This is a genomic window from Methylorubrum suomiense, from assembly GCF_022179765.1.
GTDB classification, from domain to species: Bacteria; Pseudomonadota; Alphaproteobacteria; order Rhizobiales; family Beijerinckiaceae; genus Methylobacterium; species Methylobacterium suomiense.
Genome location: NZ_BPRE01000005.1, coordinates 51,602 through 73,259, shown reverse-complemented (window position 1 = coordinate 73,259; position 21,658 = coordinate 51,602). Strand labels below are relative to the sequence as shown.

Here is a 21,658-nt window from a genome sequence, read left to right as displayed (position 1 = left end):
ATAGCCGAGCTCAGGCTGAACGAGACCCAGTGACCGCTTCGATTGGCGACCGCCCCGTCAATCCGCTCACGATCGGTAAGAGTCAGACATGCGCCCCGGGCCGGAGACGGCCGCGAGGCGTTGTGTTTTCAGCGCCGCCTCTCCGCGCCTCTCCTTGCCGATTCCGCTATGACCGACCTCCCGGCCGTCGCCGACGAGTCGGATGCACTCGTGCGCGACGGCCGACGCATCCGACCGAGAGTTTTTGGCGTTCATGGCGGCGCGGCCTGACCCCGCTGCCCCATCTCGATGTGGTGCAGTGGGCTGAGGCATTCCGCAAGCTCAGCAAGGAATTCTCGAACGGGGGCAAGTTCATCACCGCGAGGGTCGAGGTGACGCGCGGGCCGATGCTGTGGGCGACCGTGCTGCGGCGTCTGCGCGCTGGTGATCGCGCGGATGCGGCTGATGCGATCCTGATGTGGAACCGCCCGGCCGTACTGATCCCGCGCCGGCAGGCGGCGGCTCGGCGGCGGTGGCGAAAGCGCTCGACTCGACGCCGGGCTGGATCGTCAGCCTCGTCGGCGGCCCGAACGGGCTCGCCGCGCGCATCTTCCGGTCACTCGACCTTGAGCGGACAGCACCGCAGCCAAGGTGCTCGAGCCAGCGCTTCACCAGATCGTCCCGACCGCGCGCCAGGTCCGGCCGACCCGCTTCCGCCTCCGTTGCCCGAATCTGCCGTGATCGGCGTCACGGCGATGCCGTAACGGCATTCTCATCGACCTGAGGCCCCGCCATGTCGAACGCTCCCGATTTTGGCGACGAGCTGCCGCTGCGGATCCATGTCGACCTCGCGCACATGGTCGAGCGTCAGAAGGCGATGCAGGACACCGCCGATGCGCGCGACGTCCAACTCATCTCGATGTTGGCCACCGAGTTTCGCGCGCCGAGGTCGAGGCCCAGCACGAGGCCGTCGATCGACACATCGAAGGGCTTGAAAGGCGAGTGACCGGGATCGAGACGCGGACGTGGACGGTGATCGCCTGGATACTGGTCTCGATCGGCACCAGCTTTCTCGGGGTGTTCGGCTTTCACATTTCCCGTGGCGGCTGACGTGCGGGCCTACCGTGTTCCTCACGGGTGTAACGTGCCCCCCTAGCTTCAGCTCGGGCGGTTTTTTCCATTCCAGAGGCGGAGCGAGCTGGAGATCGCCAAGGGCAAATTCGAGCGACGGGTTGAAACCGGAACCGACAGTTTCACCTCTCGCCGGAAAAAGTGGTGCCGGTTGCGGGACTTGAACTCGCGACCTACCGCTTACAAGGCGGTTGCTCTACCAGCTGAGCTAAACCGGCACTGCCCGTCTCGCTACCAGCCTGCTCCGAGCCACGCAAGCGATGGGTGTCGGGCCGGATGTTCCGGACGATGAAGTTTGGCTGAACGACGGTTTCAGAGGGGATTCAACCGCTTCGCCCTACAGCCCGCCTCGGCCCGGCCGCTCTGCGCGCCGGGAGGGGGCCGCCGGTCGCCGAGGATATCGCGCGTGCTGACTGGCCGCCCCCCGCAGCCCGGAGGGGAGGGGCTTCGCGATGCCAATGACGCGTTCCGCCGCCATGCCGGTGGATCCCGATCTGCGCGAGTGGCTGCTCGGGGCCGTCCCGGCGTTGCGCGCCTTTGCCCATTCCCTGACCGATGACGACGCGCGCGGGGACAATCTCGTGCAGGACACGCTGCTTCACGCCTGGACCGGCGCTGGCGGCATCGCGCGCGAGCAGGTCACGGCTTGGCTGTTCGGCCTGCTTCGCGCGCGGTTCTATGCCGAACCGCGACTTCCACCCAGCCGGTGGGACGAGGCGTGTCCGGTCGCTCGACGGTCCGATCCGCGGGTGGAGGCGGTGCAGTTCCGGGAGGCCCTGCGCCGCCTGCCCGACCCGCAGCGGGAGGCCCTGATCCTCGTCGGCGGGCAGCATTTCTCCTATGGCGAGGCTGCGGCGATCTGCGGTGTCGCGGTCGGCACGCTGAAGAGCCGGGTCCGCCGTGCCCGGGCTCGTCTCGCTGCGGAGTTGGACCGGCTGGCGCAGCCATGAGCGCCTATGGCCACGACGGGCGTCGGATGCACCCGGTCAGGCCGCGTGCGGCGCGTCGGACCCCGCCGCGGCGCCGGGCAGGCGTGGTCGCGCTTCCGGGCGACCGAACAGGTAGCCCTGCAAGTCCTGGCAATGTTCCTTGATGAGGATGCGGCGCTGTCTCTCCGTCTCGACACCTTCGGCGGTGACGGCAAGGCCGAGACTGCGCGACAATCCGAGGATCGCCCGCACGATCGCGGTCGATTGCGGATCGCGCCCGAGACCCTGCACGAAACTGCGGTCGATCTTGATCCGGCTCAGGGGAAAGCTGTGCAGGAAGCTCAGCGACGCGTAGCCGGTGCCGAAATCGTCCAGCGCGATGCGCACGCCGAGGGCGGCGATCCGCTGGAGGAGGGCGAGAGCCAGCTCCCGGTTGTCCAGCACCGCCGTCTCGGTGATCTCGATCTCGAGCCGGTCCGCCGGCAGGCCGCTGGCGGCGAGGGCCTCTTCCACCGTCTCGGCGAAGTGGGGATTGCGCAGCTGGGTCGCCGACACGTTCACCGACACGGTGAGCCGATCCGGCTTTCCGTCCGTGGCGTGGTCCGGCCAGCGCGCGGCCTCGCTGCAGGCTTCCTTCAGGATCCAGGCGCCGAGATCGGTCATCAATCCGGCTTCCTCGGCCAACGGCACGAAGGTGGCGGGCGGGACCGATGTGCCGTCCGCCCGGTGCCACCGCAGGAGCGCCTCGAAACCGATGGTCGCCGAAGTCCGGGCACGCACGATCGGCTGATAATGCAGGCTCAACCCGCCGTCGCGGACCACTTGGCGCAGATCGGTCTCCAGCATCGCGCGGGCGGTGACGACCTCACCCATGCTCGGCTCGTAGATCTGATAGCGGTTCCGCCCGTCGTTCTTGGCTTGGTAGAGCGCGAGGTCGGCGTCGCGCAGGAGCGTGTCCGGGGTGTTCGCCGTCTCGGATGAGATGGCGATGCCGATGCTGACGCCGACGGTGAGCGTCCGCCCATCGAAGGAGAAGGGGCGGTTCACCGCTGCGATGATGCGATCGGCGACGACCGGCAGATGGGCCATCTCGATGGCGTCGAGCGCCACGGCGAATTCGTCGCCGCCGAGCCGTGCCACCAGATCGCCCGCCCGCACCGAGACGCGCAGCCGCTGGGCGACCTCCTGCAGCAGCCGGTCGCCGACGGCGTGGCCCATCGTGTCGTTGACCGGCTTGAAGCGGTCGAGATCGAGGAACAGGATGGCCCGGCGCTCGTCGTCGCTCCGCTTGCCGCCCGGCCCCGCGAACCGAAGCGTCGCCGCGAGATGCTCATGAAGCGTCGCCCGGTTGGCGAGGCCCGTGAGCGGATCGTGGTGAGCGAGGTAGCGGATGCGATCCTCGTAGCGGCGGCGCTCGCTGGTGTCGGTGAAGGTCGAGACCCAGCCGCCCCCGGCGAGGGGGCGGGTGGTGGCCGAGAGGACCCGCGCGGGCCCGACGATCTCCGAGATGGCCGGGCGGTTCGTCGGCAGGGCGGGCTGCAGGTGATCGTGCCAAAAGGCATCCGCCGCCGCCGTGCCGAGGGCCGCACTCAGGCAGGCATGCGCGCTCCGGCCGATCGGCAGGGCGCCGGGGGCGATATCGAGGAGTTCGGCGAACCGTTCGTTGGCCAGCTGCAAACGCCCATCGGCATCGATCAGGCACAGGCCCTGGGACATGTTCGACAGGGCGAGGTCGAGGGTTCGACGCGTGGCCTCGAGGTTGAGGGTGCTCACGCGCTGCTCGGTCCGATCACGGGTGATCTTGGCGAAGCCCAGGAAGGTGCCGTCCTCGTCGTAGATCGGGTCGATCACGACATGCGCCCAGAACCGGGTCCCGTCCTTGCGCAGCCGCCAGCCCTCCGCCTCGAAGCGGCCCTCCGCCCGCGCGGTGGCGAGGCCGCGCCAGGGCAGACCGTCGGCCCGGTCCTCCGGCGTGTAGAAGCAGGAGAAGTGCTTTCCGACGATCTCGTCCGCGGTGTAGCCCTTCGCCCGCTGCGCCCCGGCGTTCCAATTGGCCACCGTGCCGTCGGGGTCGAGCATGTAGATGGCGTAATCCGCCACGCCTTGGACCAGCAGGCGGTACATCGTGTCGGTATCGTAGCGGCGACTCGGCATCGTCGGGTCTCGGACAGGCACCGCCACCCATAAAACTCACAAATGTTAATCAAGCTGCTTCGGCCCTGTCCAGTGCCGCGATCAGGGATGTTCGCGGCGTTGCATGACCGCATGCCGGTGGGTGCGACGCTCCGGCCTGAGGCCATCCGGCGGGGTGAGGGGTTCGGCAAACGCGAGCGACGTCGGTTGGGGTGCGATGCCCCGCTCCGGGCGAAGCGCGGCCGGGGCGACACTTCCGGCGGGTCATCGATCCTTAAGCTGCCGCGCGCAGGATCGGCCGGTCGAGACGTTCGGCGCGATCATCCTTCGATCCGGCGCCGGATCGATCCGACATCCGGAGCGAGAGATGGCCGAGCCATCGATATCCACCCCCGTTCCCGCCGCACCCTGGCGCCACGTCGGCTTCCTCGACGTCGAAGGGCGATGCCTGCTGGAGGACGGATCGGAGCATGCCTGTCTCGCGCAGCACCTCACCACCTCCGGAAGTGACATCGCCTGCGCTGCCCGACCCGGTCTGGGCGAACGGGTGATCTGCTACTTCGGCGGTATCGGCGCCCTGTACGGGCACGTCGCCTGGGTGGAGCCGTCGCGCTTCCGCCTCGGCTTCGGTCCGGGCGAAGCGCGGCGCGACCGTATCGCCGCCCGCCTCGCGTGGCATGAGACCCGCTCCGGCGAGCAGCGCCGGTCGCCGCGCCTCGTGCCGGTGAACGACCGCACCGAACTCTGCCTGACCGACCGGCGGGTGGTGGCGGCGCGCATCATCGACCTGTCGATGACGGGGGTCGCCCTGCGCGTGGAGGCGCCCGACGATCTCCTGCCGCCGGCCGGCACCGTGGTCCGGATCGGCCTGCGCTATGCCACCGTCGTGCGCCCGACCGCGAAGGGGTTCGCCGCGCGCTTCCGGCTGCCGTTCCGCCGCGAGACCTTCGATTCGGGGGTGATCCTCTGAGCGGAGCCGACGGATCGAAGCCCTACAGCGCCGAAGCCGGCGGCTTGGTCCTCACCGTCCGTCTGACACCCAGAGCCGCACGCGACGGCCTCGACGGCGTGCGCGTCGAGGCGGACGGGCGACCGGTTCTGGGCCTGCGGGTGACCGCAGCACCGGTGGATGGGGCGGCCAATGCGGCGCTGATCGCCTTCGTGGCTCGAAGCCTCGGCCAGCGCCGGGGCGACGTGGCGCTCGTGGCCGGGGACACGGCCCGCATCAAGCGGCTGCGCCTCTCCGGTGATCCGACCCGACTCGCCGCCCGGATCGACGATTGGATCGCCGGCCGGGACGGGAGGCGCTGACCCTGGCCCGGCCGAGACCGACGCGTCGTCCGCGATCAGGCGCGGGACAGGCCGCCGAGCCGGGTCACGATGGCGAGTGCCTCAGCGAAGGCCGCATCCGCATCGAGTTCGGTCGTGTCGAGGATGACGGCATCCTGTGCGGCCATCAGCGGGGCGGCGGCGCGGCTCGAATCCCGCGCGTCGCGGGCGCGGATATCGGCAAGGATCGCCTCGGGCGCGGCGGCCTCGCCGCGCCCGGTAAGTTCGCGGTGGCGGCGCCGGGCCCGCTCCTCGGGGGTCGCGGTGATGAAGAGTTTGACCCGCGCGTCCGGGCAGACCACCGTGCCGATGTCGCGCCCGTCGAGCACCGCGCCTTCCGGGCCGGCGGCGAAGCGCTGCTGCCAGGATAGGAGGGCGGCGCGCACCTGCGGCACCGAGGAGACCCGCGAGGCGGCCTCGCCCATCGCCCGCTCGCGCAGGCGCGGATCGACCAATCCCTCGGCCGAGAGCGCGGCGGCGGCGCGGGCGGCGGCGGCTTCGTCGCCGAGATCGGTGCCCGCATCGATCAGCGTCAGCGCCACGGCGCGGTAGAGCAGGCCGGTATCGAGATGCGGCAGGCCGAAATGCGCGGCCAGGCGCTTGGCCAGGGTGCCCTTGCCGGAGGCGGCCGGGCCGTCGATGGCGATGACGAGCGGCGCGCTCATACGGTGGCCGCCTCTTCGACGATCTCGGCGCCGAGCGCCGCCATGGTGGGACGGAAGCTGGGGAAGCTCGTGGCGATCATCGCCCCGTCATCGACCGTGACGGGATGGGCCGAAGCCATTCCCATCACGAGGAAGGCCATGGCGATGCGGTGATCGAGATGCGTCGCCACCGTGCCGCCGCCCGTCGGCGCCGCGCCGTTGCCCGTCACGATCAGGTCGTCGCCCTCGATCCGATGATCGACGCCATTGGCGGCCAAGCCCGCCGCGACCGCGGCGAGGCGATCCGATTCCTTCACCCGCAATTCGTGCAGTCCGTTCATCCGGGTGGTGCCCTCGGCGAAGGCCGCGGCGACCGCGAGAATCGGGTATTCGTCGATCATCGATGGCGCGCGCTCGGCGGGAACGTCGACCCCGCGCAGGCGGCTCGCCCGCACGCGCAGATCGGCCACCGTCTCGCCGCCCTCCTCGCGCTCGTCGAGGCGCTCGATCGCGGCGCCCATCTCGATCAGCGTGGTGATGAGCCCGGTGCGCAGCGGGTTCATCATGACGCCGCGCAAGGTCACGTCGGAACCCGGCACGATCAGCGCCGCCACCAGCGGGAAGGCCGCCGAGGACGGGTCCGCCGGCACGATCACGTCGGTGCCACGCAGCGTCGGCTGGCCGGTGAGCGCGATGGCTCGGCCGTGGCCGTGTTCGCTATAAGGCTCGACGGTCACGTCCGCCCCGAACAGGCGCAGCATCCGCTCGGTATGATCGCGGGAGGCGGCGCGCTCGATGACCGTGGTGATCCCCGGTGCGTTGAGCCCGGCGAGCAGCACGGCCGACTTGATCTGGGCCGAGGCCACCGGCAGCTCGTAGCGGATCGGGATGCCCTCGCGCGGGCCCCTGATCGTCAGCGGCACGCGCCCGCCCTCGGCCTCGGAGACGATCTGCGCGCCCATCTGCAGCAGCGGATCGAGAATGCGCCGCATCGGCCGCTTGCGGAGCGAGGCGTCCCCATCGAATGTCGCGGTGACGGGTTGGCCGCCGACGACGCCCATCATCAGCCGCGAGCCGGTGCCGGCATTGCCGAAATCGAGCACGCCGGCCGGATCCTGCATCCCGCCGATGCCGGTGCCGACGACGCGCCAGCGCCCCTCGCCCTCGCGGGTGACGGTCGCCCCCAGGGCCCGGGCTGCCTCGGCCGTGCGGAGCACGTCGTCGCCTTCGAGCAGGCCCTCGACCCGCGTCTCACCGATGGACAACAGCCCGAAGATCATCGCCCGGTGCGAGATCGACTTGTCGCCCGGCGGCTTCAGGTCGCCACGAAGTGCGTGGCCCGGACGCGCGGTGAGGGGCTGCGGTGCGGAATCGTGCGACACGAGAGTCCAGGGCTTCCGGCGAGAGAGAGGAGCCGAGACCTCGCGTGACGCTTCGGTCGAGGGACCTCCGCGCCGGGTACGGGGGCCGGCAGGATTGCGGCCCGTTACCATGCGGGCCCGTCCGCGTCATCCGGAAGGCCCGTCCGGGCTTTCATGCCCAGTTCTCGTGGCGAACGGAGATCGGCTCTGGCGATACGGGCCTGCACGGGTGGCCGGATCGACAGCCGACAACATATGTCTATGATGTGACGCCATGCTGCCCGTGCGCCGCTGCCTGCACACGATCGACCAAGCCGTTGCGGCTGCCGACTCGACCCTGTCCGAGCGGATCCACGATGCTTTGACCGAGCTGGAAGCGGCGTATGCCCGACCGAGCGAGCGCGTCGTCGCCCTCGAAGCGGTCCTTCACGCCATCGAGCGCGGACCGTCGGCGAGCAACGTTCCTCTGATCCGCCTCCTGCGCGTCGCCGTCGACCGGCGCCAGAGTGTCTTGGCTCGCCGCACGGACACCCGTCCCGATCCGGCATCGCGGGCGAGCGCGGCGGAGGCTCCGCCGCCTCAAGCCTGAAGGCCCGCTCTATGACGGATCGATGACGGCGGCGGGCCGGGGATCTGTGGCGATCGAGGCACATCGGACGCCGGAGGGATACGATAATCCTCTGGCCAGTTCCTTTGTGAGACCCGGAACCACCTGAAGGCGCGCGCATCCCGACGATGGCGCGCCTTTCTTTATTCGTGGTCGGTGCGAACGGCCTTCTCGGTCGGTTTGCCGAGGTATTCGGACGGGCCGCGAACCCATTTGACATGGGCAGGGGGTGCGACTAACGGGGCCGCTTCCCCAGACCCCTTCCTTCGACATCTGCCCAGAGGTTCGCTGCCGTGGCTAGACCGGAACTTGGCGTCAAACGCCAGTGTATGAATTGCGGTGCCAAGTTCTACGATCTCGACCGCGACCCGGCGACCTGCCCGAAATGCGGCACGATTTACCAAGTCGCCACCAGTCGCGTCGCTCCGCCAATCGCCAGCCGCGCCGCGGATGACGACGAGGAGGAAGAGGAGAAGGGCGGCCCGGAAATCGTCTCCCTCGATGAGGCCGAATCCACCGACGATGCCGATATCAGCGTCGACGACGAGGAGGGCGGCGACGATGCTAGCTCCGGCGGCGACGACGATACCTTCCTCGAGGAAGAGGACGGCGACGACGACGTCTCCGACCTGATCGACAACGATTCCGACAACGACGAGGAGGGCTGACGCCCCTTCGGCACGGCGCACCGGCCCGATGTTACGGTCCGGTGATCGAACGGCGCGGGGACCGGTAGCAGCACCCGTCCCCGCCGCCTTTGACCGGATCTTGCTCGGGGTCGTGCAGGAATCCCGGGTGGCATTGCCGTCGGATCCCGTGCTGCTGCCGGGATCACGGAAATTCGGTGCCGAGCCACTGTTGTCGCTAGCCTTCCTCGGGTCGGCCTTGCGGGCCGGCGAGGCGCCGTTCTCCGGTACGGCCGTCGGCGCCGCCGACCCGCCCTGCGCAGAGGTGAGAGTGAACAGTGCCGCAAGACGCGCCGCCGTAGCGATGGGACTTGTGATTTTTCTGTGTTGATTTCGCTTTTGGATAGGATGCATATCATCCGAATAGGCTGCATTCGTCAAATTTTTTGCAGTATTTTATTGTAATAAATCGAAATTTCAGCCTTCCGACTATTTATTGATTGATACTCTTCCCGTTGCTTCCGGCCTCCCGATCGAGGGGCGCGCCCCATCCCCCGGGCGGCCGGTCGGGGCGAGCCCGGTTTCCTTGCGTGCCTGCCGAAATCGTTGCAGAAGTGCCCGCCGTTCCGGACGCGCCGTCGCGCCTCTCGCCGGCCTCCCTTCGAGGCTCCGGGAAAAGCCACCGCCGCCCGGGCCGCGCATCCGAACAATCGAGACGGCACGCCCATGACCCAGACCCTTCGCCTCGGCATTGCCGGTCTCGGCACCGTCGGCGCCGCCGTGTTGGGCATGGTGGCGCGTCGCGCCGAGGCGCTGTCCGCCTCCGGCCGCACGGTCGCCGTCACCGCCATCTCGGCCCGCGACAGGAGCCGCGACCGCGGCCTCGACCTGTCCGGCTTCGCTTGGTTCGACGATCCGGTGGCCTTGGCCCGCTCCGAGGAGATCGACGTCTTCGTCGAGTTGATCGGCGGTGCGGACGGTCCGGCCAAGGATGCGGTGGAGGCGGCCATCGCCGCCGGCAAGCACGTGGTCACCGCCAACAAGGCGCTGCTCGCCCGCCACGGCGCGGCTTTGGCCAACGCGGCCGAGGAGAAGGGCGTGGCGCTGGCCTACGAAGCGTCGGTGGCCGGCGGCATCCCGATCATCAAGGCGATCCGCGAGGGCCTGGCCGGCAATGCCGTCAGCCGCGTCTACGGAATCCTCAACGGAACCTGCAACTACATCCTCAGCCGAATGGAGGCGGAGGGGCTGACCTTCGAGGCCTGCCTCAAGGACGCGCAGGCGCTCGGCTATGCGGAGGCCGATCCGACCTTCGATGTCGAGGGCTTCGACACCGCCCACAAGCTCGCGATCCTCACGAGCCTCGCCTTCGGGGTCGAGATCGACGCGGACGGCGTGTCCGTCGAGGGCATTTCCGGCGTCAAGCCGCTCGATCTCACCATGGCCGACGAACTCGGCTACCGCATCAAGCTCCTCGGTGTCGCCCAGGCGACCGAGGCGGGCATCGAGCAGCGCGTCCACCCGACCATGGTGGCCAAGGCCTCGGCCATCGCCCAGGTCATGGGGGTCACCAACGCCGTGACGGTCGATGCCGATGCGGTCGGTGAACTGACCCTGATCGGCCCCGGCGCTGGCGGGAACGCCACGGCCTCGGCGGTCGTCGCCGACATCGCCGACATCGCCGCGGGCGTGCGGCGCCCGACCTTCGGCCGCCCGGTCGCCGGGCTGGCGGCGCCCCGCCGGGTCGAGATGCAGCGTCACGAAGGCGGCTACTACATCCGCCTCACCGTTCACGATCGCACCGGCGTCGCTGCGGGCGTGGCGACCCGCATGGCGGAGGCCGGGATCTCCATCGAGAGCATCGTCCAGCGCCGATCCGCCAAGGCCGCCTCGACCGATCCGCAGGGTCGTTCCGGCCAGCCGGTGCCGCTGGTCCTCATCACCTACGCGGCCACCGAGGGGACCGTGCGCGAGGCGCTGGCCGCCATCGACCGGGACGGGCTGCTCGCGGAAGCGCCCCAATTGATCCGCATCGAACGCGAATAACGGGGATGCCGTGCCGGCAGGATTTTGCCGGGCTTTTCGACTGTCGACGGTTGCTGCATGAACTCCCGTGCATGTAGGCGGTTCTGGCAGCGGCGGCGACGGCCGGGCTTTCCGGGACGAGGGGATCAGGGCGATGTCGGCGGCCGATACCGGAATCTTCAGCGATCCCACGGCGCGGGGTCTGACCCTCGAATTGGTGCGCGTCACCGAGGCCGCCGCCATCGCGGCGGCGCGGCTGCGCGGCCATGGTCGCGAGAAGGAGGCCGACCAAGCCGCCGTCGATGCCATGCGGGCCGAACTGATGGTGCTCGCGGTCGAGGGCACCGTGGTGATCGGTGAGGGCGAGCGCGACGAGGCACCGATGCTCTTCATCGGCGAGCGCGTCGGCAACGGCACGGGCCCGGCGGTCGATATCGCCGTCGATCCGTTGGAAGGCACGACCCTCTGCGCCAAGGACATGCCGGGTGCCATCGCCGTGATGGCCGTGGCCGAGCGCGGCAGCCTCCTGGCCGCTCCCGACGTCTACATGCAGAAGATTGCCATCGGGCCGGGCTATCCCCCCGGCACGGTCGATCTCGATTGGAGCCCGGCCCAGAACATCGCCTCGCTGGCCCGTGCCAAGGGGGTCGATCCGTCCGGCATCACCGCGATCATCCTCGACCGGCCCCGGCATATGGACCTGATCGCCGCAATTCGCGCCACGGGTGCCGGCATTCGGCTGATCTCGGACGGCGACATCGCCGCGATCATCCATTGCACCAAGCCGGACGAGACCGGTGTCGACATCTATATGGGCAGCGGTGCCGCGCCCGAGGGCGTGATCGCGGCTTCGGCGCTCCGCTGCATCGGCGGCCAGATGCAGGGCCGGCTGATCCTCGATTCCGCCGACAAGCGGTCGCGGGCGGCCAAGATGGGCATCACCGATCCGACCCGGAAATACGACATGCACGACATGGCCCGCGGCGACGTAATCGTCGCGGCGACCGGCGTGACCACGGGAGCGCTGTTGTGCGGCGTACGCTTCCGCCCGGGTCGGATCGAGACCGAGACGGTGATCTATCGCTCGAACACCGGCACGGTCCGGCGCATCGCCAGCGAGCATCGCCGCCCGGAGGCGTCTCCCCCGGTCTGACGGGACGACGCTCGCACGCTCAGCGAGCCGAACGGCCGAACAGCATCTCGGCGATGCGGGCGGCCTCGACCGGCTTCTCGCAATGAACCGCGTCGCGCAGGTGCGGCGGGATCGCGGCCTGCTCGTAACCGGTGGCGAAGACGAAGGGGACGCCGCGTTGCCTCAAGGCATCGGCGACCGGGAAGACCATGATCTCGCGCAGGTTGATGTCGAGCACCGCCCCGTCGATCTTCGGCGTATCGGCGATGACTTTGAGCGCGTCGCCGACGCTGCCGACCGGGCCGATCACCGTCGCACCGCCCTCTTCGAAGATGCGCCGCATGTCGTCGGCGATGAAGTATTCGTCTTCGACGACGAGGACGCTCCGTCCTGCAAGCAATTCGGATCGTGGCGTCATCACGTCCCCTCGGCGTCTTGCTCGTCTCCGTGCCGGACGGCAGCGGAGACGAGACCCTCGCCAGGGAAACTTCGCGGTATGAAGCCCGGTTCGTCCTCGCTTCGAACTTCTCAGAACAAGCCGCCGCCGCCCTGCGTGCGGCCGATCCCCTGCTTGGCCATGGCATTGCTGGGATCGAGGCGGGCTGCCTGCTGATAGCTCTCGGTCGCTTCCTTGCGACGGTTCGTCTTCTCGTAGGCGAGGCCGCGATAGGCCCAGGACGCGGAATCCTTCGAGTTGACGTTGAGGGCCGCGTTGAAGTCCTCGATCGCCTTGTCGTACTGGTTCATGGCAATCAGGCTCTGCCCTCGGGCGGCGTAGGGGGCCGCGACGAAGGGATTGCGGTCGATGGCGGCGGCGAAGTCGCCCACCGCCTCCGGGTTGTGCCCCTGCTTCTGCCGCACGAGACCGCGGGCGTGATAGGCCTCCGCCGATTCGGGGGCCAGGCGGATCGCGACGTTGAGGTCGTTCAGCGCGCCGTCGAGATCGCCCTGTGCCCGCTCCAGGTTCGCCCGGCCGATATAGGCGGCGGAGAAGTTCGGATCGTTGGCGATGGCCTTCGAGAAGTCCTGCATGGCCGCATCGGTGCGGCCGGTCTGGCGATAGGCCAGGGCGCGGTTGTTGTAGGCCGAGGCCGAGTTCGGGTCGAGCTGGATCGACTTCGAGAAATCGGTGATCGCCTCGCCGAACTGGCCCGAGCGGGCATAGGCGGCCCCGCGGGTGTTGTAGGCACCGGCATCCGACGGATTGCGGGAGATCACGTCCGACAGCGAGGCGATGTTGACGTTGGTGGCCCCCGTCGTGTCGGCCTCGACCACCGCGAACTGGCGCGGCGCGGTCGCGGTGCCGTAGGTTTCGCAGCCGGCGAGCGCCGCGGCCGTCAGTGCGACGGCGCCGACCAGCCTCGCCTTCGGCCCCTGCAGCGTCATCCCGATCATTCCCGTATCTCCCCCGCGTCGCCGCCGCGGATGCCGGCCCCGGCGGACCTGTTCGCCTCGCGTCGGGCACACGCTGCCGCAACACGGTGAACGGGCGCTTAAGGTCCGCGAGAACGACGCCCGATCCCGCTGCTCAAGCGCTGCGATGTGGCGAAGGTGTGGCCCCTCCTCGGCGGCCGCGAAGGAGAGGTTCTGCTCAGGTTGGACTTTCGTCGGCTGTTGCCGATGCGTGACAGGCTTTACGATGAAGGCCCATCGCCGAGTGCCGGAATTCTCGACCCGATCTTGGGCGACCGTCACGGCATCGTTGTGAGCCCCATCTCATCACGATACCGTGACGATGAAGCGCATGGCGTTCGGGTCTCCTCAGCGGCCATTTGGGCCGCGTCGTGGAACGAGTCTTGGTAATGGCGTCGCAATACCCTCTGGCGGGCCTCCGCATCCTCCTGGTGGAGGACGAGTATTTCACCGCCCATGAAACACAGAGGGTCATCGAGCGGGCCGGAGGGGCCGTGGTCGGCCCGTTCGGGCAATTGCCCGAAGTGATGGAGACGGGGCTCGCCCAGCCGCTCGACGCGGCCGTCATCGATATCGGTCTGCGCGGGGAGACGGCCTACCGGTTGGCCGAAGCGCTCGATGCTCGCGGCGTGCCCTATCTCTTCGCGACCGGCTACGATGCGGCCGCCGTGCCGGAGCAATTCTCCGGCGTGCCGCTGCTGCAGAAGCCGTTCCGCGAACCCCAGCTCGTGCGGCTGGTAGCCGAATTGCGAGACGCGCAGGCGTCGGTTGGCAACGAGAGCGGAGCCTGACAGGTCGCCCAGGATTTCGGATCCAGCGCGATCCGCTCAGCTTCTGTATCGCGGCGGCTTTCTTCGAAAGCCGGTACCAACCTTACGGGCTGATCCTAGCCCTCGGTCTGCGGCGGAACCAACCGTGTGACATGGCCCATCTTGCGGCCGGGCCGGGCCTCGGCCTTGCCGTAGAGGTGGAGATGCGCGCCGGGCTCGCCCAGCAGCGCGGGCCAGCGGTCGGCGGCATCGCCGATCAGGTTCTCCATCTCGACCGCCATGCCGCCGGTGCGGGCGGTGTCGCCCAGGGGCCAGCCGCAGACCGCGCGGACCGCCTGGGCGAATTGCGAGGTCAGGGCGCCTTCCGTGGTCCAATGTCCGGAATTGTGCACCCGCGGTGCGATCTCGTTGACGACGAGGCGGGACGCGCCCGCCGGGCCCTCCACCTCGAACAGCTCCACGGCGAGGACGCCGACGTAATCGAGCGCCTCGGCGATGGCCCGGGCGATGTCGATGGCCGCCGCGCCGGTCGCCGCGTCGAGGCCGGGGGCGGGCACGCGGGTGAGCGCCAGGATATGGTCGCGGTGCTCGTTGGCGCAGGGTTCGTAGGCCGCGAAGGCGCCGTCGGGCCCGCGGGCCGCTACCACCGAGATCTCCCGCAGGAACGGGACGAAGCCTTCCAGAATGCAGGGCACGCCGTTGAAGCCGGCCAGGATCGCGGCCGCATCGTCACCCGCGCGGATGCTGCGCTGGCCCTTGCCGTCGTAGCCGAACCGACGCGTCTTCAGGATTGCCGGGCGCCCGAGAGCGGCCAGAGCCGCGTCGAGTTCGGCCGCGGTCTCGACCGCCCGGTAAGGCGCCGTCGGGATGCCGAGACCGTTGACGAAATCCTTCTCGACCAGCCGGTCCTGCGTGGTCAGCAACGCCCGCGCGCTCGGACGTACGGTGGCGTGCTCGGAGAGGACCGCGGCGGTCGCGTGCGGGATGTTCTCGAACTCGTAGGTGACGACGTCGCAAGCATCCGCGAAGGCCGCGAGGGCGGTCTCGTCCTCGTAGGGCGCGACCGTATGGGCCGCGGCCACATCGAAGGCCGGGCTGTCGGCGTCGGGGGCGTAGACATGGACCTTGAGGCCGTAATTCGCCGCCGCGAGCGCGATCATGCGGCCGAGCTGGCCGCCGCCGACGATGCCGAGGGTGGCGCCGGGCCGAACCTGCTGAGGCGTGGAGAGGGTCATCGCGATCTGAGAATCTGTCAGGGTTGGGTGGTATCCGGCCGCTCGGCCACGGATTCGCTCTGCCGCGCGCGCCACGCATCGAGACGGGCCGCGAGATCGGGATCGGTCAGCGCCAGCACCGCGGCGGCGAGCAGGGCCGCGTTGACGGCGCCGGCCCGTCCGATGGCGAGCGTGCCGACGGGGATGCCCGCCGGCATCTGCACGATCGAGAGCAGGCTGTCCTGCCCCGAGAGCGCCTTCGATTCCACCGGGACGCCGAAGACCGGCAGCGGGGTCATCGCCGCGGCCATGCCCGGCAGATGCGCCGCACCGCCCGCGCCCGCGATCACCACCTTGAAGCCGGCCTCCCGCGCCCCCTTGGCGAAGGCGACGAGTCGATCGGGGGTGCGATGGGCCGAGACGATGCGCGCGTCGTAGACGAGCCCGAGCGCGTCGAGCGTCTCGGCGGCATGCCGCATGGTCGCCCAGTCCGACTGGCTTCCCATGATGATCGCGATCGGGGGAGATCCCGCCATCGTCGTCCTGATCCGCTCTGACCGAGGGGCGGGCCCGGCCCGCGAAGCGGGTCGCATAACAGGCGTGCGCGCAGGGCCGCAAGCGCGGCCGGACCCGCGCGGCCGCCAAGCCGCGGATACCTTAAGAAAAAGCTGCAGATCGTGCGGATCGTCCGGAGCCGAAACCACTCCTCCGCGTTGTGAGCGAAACGGCCTTTTCGGCCTTCCTTCACATCAGCGAGCCTTCCGATGTCCGTTCAGGACCCGACCACGCGCGCCCGCACCCCGTCCCACATCGATATCCACGACACCGCCAGCCGCCGTCACTGGGCCGATCTGCTGCAGGTCTCCGACGAGCGTCTGCGCAAGGCCGTCCGCATGGTCGGCACCCGCGTCTCCAGCGTCACGGCCTATCTGGCGAAATAATCGAACCGCGCGGGCGCCCGGCCTCAGGCGATGATGTCGGGCGTCATCTGATCTTCGAGATGAGAGATCCGGTCGCGCAGCACGAGCTTGCGCTTCTTCAGCCGCTGGATCTGGAGCTGATCGCCCGCCACGCTGAGCTTGAGCGCCTCGATGGCCTCGTCGAGATCCCGGTGCTCCTCGCGCAGACGGGTGAGTTCGCCCGCTGGATCCGGGCTCACATCGTTGGCAACCTCGTCCGCCATCATCGCTCGAAACACGCCATCGCACCGACCGGCGCGACCATGCGCCAAGCCTTCCGGCGGGGCAAGGCGGCAGGTTCGGTACGCCCGATTCGAGCGGGGATGACGGCGGGAAAGAACGTTTCGCCAAGACCGCGAAATTTGAAATCAGCTTGTTAGAGCCGCATCCATTTTGCCGCCGAATGGCTTCGACAGGGCCGCGAATCCGTGTCAGTCTGCCCGAGTCGGAAACGATAGAGGAGCTACACCTCATGTCCTTGCAGACGCATTTGAGCCAGCTCGCCGCCAAGCACGACGCCCTTGAGCGCGAGCTCCACGACGCGATCCATTCACCTTCCACCAACGACCTTCGGATCGCCGAACTCAAGCGTAAGAAACTGCAGCTCAAGGACGAAATTCAGCGCCTGCAATCCAGCGAGACACTGCACTAGGCGCAGCCCCCGAGGCCCGCGGCAAACGCCGCCGGGCCTTTTCTTTTGGTCGATCGCGTTCCCCGCCGCCTGGGCAACCAGCGCGGCGGCTTTCGTTTTCGGGGTGCGGCGTGCAAATCCGCGCTATCATCGCCGCCGACGAGCCCGGACCGAACCGGGCCATCGAGGAAGCCCCGAGACGCCCCATGTCAGACGTTCCCGTGACCCAGGCCCCGCGCCTCTACGCCGATCTCCACGCCGCGTCGTTGAACGATCGCGAAGGCTTCTGGCTCGAGGCCGCCAGGGCGATCGATTGGGACGTCGCGCCGACGCGCGCCTTCGATGCCGGCCAGGGCGCCTATGGCCGCTGGTTCCCGGAGGCCCGCCTCAACGTCTGCCGCAACGCCGTCGATCGCCACGCCGAGGGCGGCCGCGCCGATCAGCCGGCGATCATCCACGATTCACCGGCCACCGGCACCCGGCGGACCATCACCTATGCCGAGCTGAGGGACGAGGTGGCGGTGCTGGCCGGCTTGCTGGCCGATCTCGGCGTCGGCCGGGGCGACCGGGTCGTCATCTACATGCCGATGGTGCCCGAGGCCCTGTTCGGCATGCTCGCCTGTGCCCGGCTCGGGGCGATCCACTCGGTGGTGTTCGGTGGCTTCGCCGCCAACGAACTCGCCGCGCGCATCGAGGATGCGGCGCCGAAGGTGATCCTGGCGGCCTCCTGCGGCATCGAGCCGTCCCGCATCGTCGCCTACAAGCCGCTGCTGGATGCCGCCATCGCCCGATCCGCCCACAAGCCGGATGCCTGCCTCGTCCTGCAGCGGCCCCAGGCGGTCGCCGCGATGACGGAAGGCCGCGATCGCGATTGGGCGGACAGCGTCGAGCAGGCCAAGCGCGACGGGCGGCGGGCCGATCCGGTGCCGGTCGCGGCGACGGATCCGCTCTACATCCTCTATACCTCGGGCACGACCGGGCGGCCGAAGGGCGTGGTGCGCGATTCCGGGGGCTACTGCGTCGCGCTGACCTGGTCGATGACCCATCTCTACGACGTGGCGCCCGGCGAGGTGTATTTCTGCGCCTCCGACATCGGCTGGGTGGTCGGCCATTCCTACATCGTCTACGCGCCGCTACTGCACGGCTGCACGACGGTGCTCTACGAGGGCAAGCCGGTCGGCACGCCGGATGCCGGCGCCTTCTGGCGGGTCGCGGCCGAGCACGGCGTCGCGACGCTGTTCACCGCTCCCACGGCCCTGCGCGCCATCAAGAAGGAAGATCCGCGCGCCGAGAAGCTCGCCGATTACGACCTGTCGCGCCTGCGCGCCCTGTTCCTGGCCGGCGAGCGGGCCGACCCGGATTCCGTCGCCTGGGCCGAGCGGGCGCTCGGCAAGCCGGTGATCGACCATTGGTGGCAGACCGAGACCGGCTGGGCCATCGCCGGCAATCCGCTCGGCGTCGAGCCGCTCCCCGTGAAGCACGGCTCCACGGCCAAGCCCATGCCGGGCTACGATCTCCACGTCCTCGACGAGGCCGGAAAGCCGGTGCCGACCGGCACGATGGGCACCATCGCCCTCAAGCTGCCGCTTCCGCCGAGCTGCCTGCCGACCCTGTGGAACGCCGATGCGCGCTTCCAGCAGAGCTACCTCACCACCTTCCCCGGCTATTACGACACCTCGGATGCCGGTGTGGTCGATGCGGACGGCTACGTCACCGTCCTGGGGCGCACCGACGACATCATCAACGTCGCCGGCCATCGCCTCTCCACCGGGGGCATGGAGGCGGTGCTGGCCTCGCATCCGGACGTGGCCGAATGCGCCGTCATCGGCATCCGCGATGCCCTCAAGGGCGAGGCGCCCTGCGGCTTCGTCGTGCTCAAGTCCGGGGTCGACAAGGCGCCGGAGACGATCGAGCGGGAACTCGTCGCCAAGGTGCGCGACGAGATCGGCCCCGTGGCGGCGTTCCGCCTCGCCCTGACCGTCGGGCGCCTGCCCAAGACGCGCTCGGGCAAGATCCTGCGCGCCACGATGAAGCGCATCGCCGACGGCGAGGATTTCGCCATGCCGCCGACCATCGAGGATCCGGCGGTGCTGGAGGAGATCGGGGTGAGCCTGAAGGAGCGGGGAATCGGGGGGTGAGGGGCGAATCGCTCCGATGATGAGGCCGTGCGAGGGCGGCAAACGATTCCTGATGTCGCGTGGTGTCCCCGTATGACGCCATGTCCCCGGTTCGAAATCGACCGATCGGCGCTGCCGATCGGGGATGCTCGAATCCTGCGCGATCGAAAGCCTGAATTGTTGAACGTGGGCCGTGGGCGATGGCCGATTCTGGCGAAGACAGTAGCTTGCTGCTGAATTTGAGCAAGAGGATGCGGCGCGACCCTGCTCTGTTCGTTAAAAGATATCGATGAAGCAGATCTGCTTATAAAGCTTGCGGCGATCACTCGTTGTGAGCTGTCTATGCAAGAAAACAGTATCCTTCCGATCACTCCAAGAGGGACGGAGCTCAACTTATCCGCTGCCCGCCCCTTTGAGACCATTCAAGAGGCGCGGACCCTGTTGAGAACGGCGCGGCTCATCGCGTTGGGGACCATCGATCCAGAGAGTGGCTATCCTTATACGATGGCGACGAATGTCGCGATCGAACCAGATGGCACGCCATTCTTCTTCGTCGCTCGCCTCGCCATACACGCTCGGAATATCGAAGCCGACAACCGGGTGTCGCTGTCCTTTGCCGAGGCCGGTGCGCCCGACGCGCTGACGCGGCCACGGCTCACTCTCGTCGGCCGCGCGAACGTGATCCCGGCTTGCCAGGTGGCGGATGCAAAGGAGAGGTATGCCTACCGTTATCCGAAAGCGAAGCTGTATCTCGACTTGCCGGATGCTCAATTGTATCGCGTTCGGGTCGAAGCCCTTCAAATCAATGGCGGTCCAGCTCAGAACGCCAACGACGTCACGGCCCTCGCTTTGAAAACAGATCTGGCGGGGGCGGACGATCTGATGTCTCGCGCAAAGGCCGAGATCGATCGCCTGAACCGCTCACCGGGGGAGATATCCCGGCTCGCCGCGTCTCTCGGCAAAGCGTCCGGCACTTGGCGTGTCAGTGGCCTCGATCCCGAGGGCATCGAGCTTTCCACGGGCAGGGAAACCCTGCGTTATTGGTTCTCACGCCGGGTCACGAGCGTCGATGGACTGGCCGACCAACTCGCGTGCTCGATCCATAGCCCGTCACACTCTCAGAAACGCTGAGACGACCAAACTCGACCGATTGTTTCGCGGCTGCGCAACGTGAGCCAAAGCTGCCGCGAGATGCACTATCGTCGCGCTCGGCATTTGCAGTCCAAAGACGCGTTTGAGCGGCAGCGGCCGTTCGTCGGGAGAGTTCGTCCAGGAATCGAGGATGCCGATGCCGGCCGCTTCGCGACACCTCCAGATTTCAGGGGGATGCGGAGCCCATATCGACCGAGCCGAGACCTGTTCGATAGGCTCCCCCCATTCCCCTCATCCTGCAGTGCCGCGCCAGCGGCCTCGAAGGAGGGTTCCAGACTGTTCGCGATCTCCGGAGCTCTCTTTCGAGGCTCCGCTTCGCTCCGCACCTCAGGATGAGGGAGGGGATGGGAGGGATGAATACTGAGGTATTTTCCGTTTGTACTGTAAGGTCAAGTGTAGTTTTTCGCCGCCTCACTTCATCTGCAGGCTATCCACCACCTGCCGAAACAGCGGCAGCACGTCGGAGCGCTGCTCGGCGCGGGTGACGCCGACGGCGCGGATGTAGCCGTCCGGGTTGAAGCGGATCGTCTGGGCGACGACCACCGGCGTGCTCGTCGGGACGTCGACGGCGCGGGCCACGATCTCGTGCCAGTCGACGCCGTTCTGGCGGTAGCTCTGCGAGCGCTCGATCTGGAAGTCCTTCATGGTCTGGTTGGCGAACAGGGCCTGACGGGCGAGGCCGTCGCGCTGCTCCTGCGGCGTCGGCGCCTGCGTCGCCTGGGCGATCACCAGGATCGGCTGTTCGATGGCGGAGATCTGGTCGCGGGGGCCGAGCGTCATGAGCACCGAGTTGCCGGCGAGTGCCCGAACCGGCCGGAAGCCCGCCGGATCGCCGATGCGGAATGGCAGGGCGGCGACCTGCTCGTCGAGGCTGAGCGCGGGGCGCAGCTTCACGCTGGTGAGCATTGCCCGGATGTTCTCATCGCTCTCGGTGCCCACCGCGACCTGAGCGATGATGAGGCCGGTGACGTCGCCGCCGCCGACGATCAGGAGCCACTTGTTGACGGCGGGGATGCCCTCGGCGGCGGTGGCCTCGCCGGTGAACAGCACGCCCTCAAGACCATCGGCGAGCGTCACTGGCTCGCGACTGCGCACCACAAGTCCCTGCGTCTTCAGGGTCTCGTCGGTGAAGCTCTGCTTCATCTCCTCGTAGGCCGGGCCGGGCAACTCGACCACCGAGACGACGGCGCCGCCGCCCCGGCGCTCGAACCCGGTGAAGCGCTTTGAGGCCGTCATCCCCGCGGGCGCCGAGAACCCGAAACGGGAGCTCGGTGGGAATACGGCGTCCTGGGCCTGGACCGCCTGAGCGCGAACGGGCGGGGTGGAGGTCACCGTCGCCGCCCCCGTGAGCAGGATGGCGACCGCCAGGCGGCGGAGGGACAGACGCACCGGGTTCACCACTCGTCTCCGAAGAACGCGTTCTCGACCGACTTCACGGCTGCGATGGGTCGACCGCCCGGCATTGACTGTCAAGGCGGTGCGACAGGCGGTGAACGCGATGCCGCA

At 68.6% G+C, this 21,658-nt stretch carries 22 protein-coding genes and 1 tRNA gene; 13 read left to right on the top strand and 10 right to left on the bottom strand.

Features of this window, described 5'->3' with window-relative positions:
• Nucleotides 1-772: 772 nt before the first annotated feature.
• Nucleotides 773-985, top strand: coding sequence for a hypothetical protein (locus MFF26_RS09285; protein ID WP_137827486.1), 213 nt, complete (start codon nt 773-775; stop codon nt 983-985).
• Between the two features lie 267 nt (nt 986-1,252).
• On the opposite strand, the gene MFF26_RS09280 is transcribed toward MFF26_RS09285, so the two are convergent.
• A tRNA-Thr gene (locus MFF26_RS09280) sits at nt 1,253-1,328 on the bottom strand.
• Between the two features lie 234 nt (nt 1,329-1,562).
• On the opposite strand from MFF26_RS09280, the gene MFF26_RS09275 reads away from it, so the two are divergent.
• Entirely contained in the window at nt 1,563-2,060 is a 498-nt protein-coding gene (locus MFF26_RS09275; RefSeq protein WP_238307911.1) for a sigma factor-like helix-turn-helix DNA-binding protein, read from the top strand.
• A 36-nt stretch (nt 2,061-2,096) separates the two neighbouring features.
• Here the strand turns inward: MFF26_RS09275 and MFF26_RS09270 are convergent, their stop codons facing one another.
• Nucleotides 2,097-4,193, bottom strand: coding sequence for an EAL domain-containing protein (locus tag MFF26_RS09270; RefSeq protein ID WP_238307910.1), 2,097 nt, complete (start codon nt 4,191-4,193; stop codon nt 2,097-2,099).
• A gap of 346 nt (nt 4,194-4,539) precedes the next feature.
• Here MFF26_RS09270 and MFF26_RS09265 point away from each other — a divergent pair, with 346 nt between their 5' ends.
• Entirely contained in the window at nt 4,540-5,142 is a 603-nt protein-coding gene (locus MFF26_RS09265; RefSeq protein WP_137827484.1) for a PilZ domain-containing protein, read from the top strand.
• Between the two features lie 44 nt (nt 5,143-5,186).
• Complete coding sequence (locus MFF26_RS09260; protein WP_238307909.1) at nt 5,187-5,483, top strand: DUF167 family protein; 297 nt, start codon at nt 5,187-5,189, stop codon at nt 5,481-5,483.
• 35 nt (nt 5,484-5,518) lie between these two features.
• On the opposite strand, the gene cmk is transcribed toward MFF26_RS09260, so the two are convergent.
• Together cmk and aroA are read right to left on the bottom strand one after the other, a co-directional pair.
• The gene (cmk, locus tag MFF26_RS09255; RefSeq protein ID WP_137827482.1) at nt 5,519-6,166 is read right to left on the bottom strand and encodes a (d)CMP kinase; all 648 of its coding nucleotides are present in this window, start codon (nt 6,164-6,166) and stop codon (nt 5,519-5,521) included.
• Nucleotides 6,163-7,527, bottom strand: a complete 1,365-nt coding sequence (gene aroA / locus MFF26_RS09250; protein WP_137827481.1) for a 3-phosphoshikimate 1-carboxyvinyltransferase — start codon at nt 7,525-7,527, stop codon at nt 6,163-6,165. Before aroA ends, cmk begins: the two co-directional genes overlap by 4 nt.
• 253 nt (nt 7,528-7,780) lie before the next feature.
• On the opposite strand from aroA, the gene MFF26_RS09245 reads away from it, so the two are divergent.
• The 4 genes from MFF26_RS09245 to glpX all read left to right on the top strand — a co-directional run bounded on the left by MFF26_RS09245 (nt 7,781) and on the right by glpX (nt 11,917).
• Nucleotides 7,781-8,095 (top strand): hypothetical protein, encoded by a 315-nt coding sequence (locus tag MFF26_RS09245; protein ID WP_308447734.1) that lies wholly within the window; start codon nt 7,781-7,783, stop codon nt 8,093-8,095.
• A 311-nt stretch (nt 8,096-8,406) separates the two neighbouring features.
• A complete protein-coding gene (locus MFF26_RS09240) occupies nt 8,407-8,781 on the top strand; it encodes a TIGR02300 family protein (protein ID WP_137827480.1) in 375 nt (124 codons plus the stop codon).
• 684 nt (nt 8,782-9,465) lie between these two features.
• Nucleotides 9,466-10,785, top strand: coding sequence for a homoserine dehydrogenase (locus tag MFF26_RS09235; protein WP_137827479.1), 1,320 nt, complete (start codon nt 9,466-9,468; stop codon nt 10,783-10,785).
• A gap of 133 nt (nt 10,786-10,918) precedes the next feature.
• Nucleotides 10,919-11,917 (top strand): class II fructose-bisphosphatase, encoded by a 999-nt coding sequence (gene glpX, locus MFF26_RS09230; protein ID WP_137827478.1) that lies wholly within the window; start codon nt 10,919-10,921, stop codon nt 11,915-11,917.
• A gap of 19 nt (nt 11,918-11,936) precedes the next feature.
• On the opposite strand, the gene MFF26_RS09225 is transcribed toward glpX, so the two are convergent.
• Nucleotides 11,937-12,314, bottom strand: coding sequence for a response regulator (locus MFF26_RS09225; protein WP_137827477.1), 378 nt, complete (start codon nt 12,312-12,314; stop codon nt 11,937-11,939).
• A 110-nt stretch (nt 12,315-12,424) separates the two neighbouring features.
• Nucleotides 12,425-13,291 (bottom strand): tetratricopeptide repeat protein, encoded by an 867-nt coding sequence (locus MFF26_RS09220; protein WP_137827476.1) that lies wholly within the window; start codon nt 13,289-13,291, stop codon nt 12,425-12,427.
• A 407-nt stretch (nt 13,292-13,698) separates the two neighbouring features.
• On the opposite strand from MFF26_RS09220, the gene MFF26_RS09215 reads away from it, so the two are divergent.
• Complete coding sequence (locus tag MFF26_RS09215) at nt 13,699-14,100, top strand: response regulator (RefSeq protein WP_137827475.1); 402 nt, start codon at nt 13,699-13,701, stop codon at nt 14,098-14,100.
• Nucleotides 14,101-14,195: 95 nt separating this feature from the next.
• Here MFF26_RS09215 and MFF26_RS09210 read toward each other — a convergent pair whose 3' ends face one another.
• Together MFF26_RS09210 and purE are read right to left on the bottom strand one after the other, a co-directional pair.
• Nucleotides 14,196-15,314: a 5-(carboxyamino)imidazole ribonucleotide synthase gene (locus tag MFF26_RS09210; RefSeq protein ID WP_373324391.1), complete on the bottom strand. Its 1,119-nt coding sequence runs from the start codon at nt 15,312-15,314 to the stop codon at nt 14,196-14,198.
• A 17-nt stretch (nt 15,315-15,331) separates the two neighbouring features.
• Complete coding sequence (gene purE, locus MFF26_RS09205; protein WP_137827474.1) at nt 15,332-15,829, bottom strand: 5-(carboxyamino)imidazole ribonucleotide mutase; 498 nt, start codon at nt 15,827-15,829, stop codon at nt 15,332-15,334.
• A 228-nt stretch (nt 15,830-16,057) separates the two neighbouring features.
• On the opposite strand from purE, the gene MFF26_RS09200 reads away from it, so the two are divergent.
• Nucleotides 16,058-16,234, top strand: a complete 177-nt coding sequence (locus MFF26_RS09200; RefSeq protein ID WP_091943260.1) for a DUF3606 domain-containing protein — start codon at nt 16,058-16,060, stop codon at nt 16,232-16,234.
• A gap of 23 nt (nt 16,235-16,257) precedes the next feature.
• Here the strand turns inward: MFF26_RS09200 and MFF26_RS09195 are convergent, their stop codons facing one another.
• Nucleotides 16,258-16,479, bottom strand: a complete 222-nt coding sequence (locus tag MFF26_RS09195; protein WP_137827601.1) for a YdcH family protein — start codon at nt 16,477-16,479, stop codon at nt 16,258-16,260.
• 245 nt (nt 16,480-16,724) lie between these two features.
• On the opposite strand from MFF26_RS09195, the gene MFF26_RS09190 reads away from it, so the two are divergent.
• The 3 genes from MFF26_RS09190 (at nt 16,725) to MFF26_RS09180 (ending at nt 20,131) form a co-directional block, all read left to right on the top strand.
• Nucleotides 16,725-16,904: a YdcH family protein gene (locus MFF26_RS09190; protein WP_137827473.1), complete on the top strand. Its 180-nt coding sequence runs from the start codon at nt 16,725-16,727 to the stop codon at nt 16,902-16,904.
• Between the two features lie 185 nt (nt 16,905-17,089).
• Nucleotides 17,090-19,021, top strand: coding sequence for a propionyl-CoA synthetase (locus MFF26_RS09185; RefSeq protein WP_137827472.1), 1,932 nt, complete (start codon nt 17,090-17,092; stop codon nt 19,019-19,021).
• Nucleotides 19,022-19,342: 321 nt separating this feature from the next.
• On the top strand, nt 19,343-20,131 hold the full coding sequence (locus MFF26_RS09180; protein WP_137827471.1) for a HugZ family pyridoxamine 5'-phosphate oxidase: 789 nt from the start codon (nt 19,343-19,345) through the stop codon (nt 20,129-20,131).
• Between the two features lie 432 nt (nt 20,132-20,563).
• Here the strand turns inward: MFF26_RS09180 and MFF26_RS09175 are convergent, their stop codons facing one another.
• Complete coding sequence (locus MFF26_RS09175) at nt 20,564-21,535, bottom strand: hypothetical protein (RefSeq protein ID WP_373324435.1); 972 nt, start codon at nt 21,533-21,535, stop codon at nt 20,564-20,566.
• Nucleotides 21,536-21,658 lie beyond the last annotated feature (123 nt).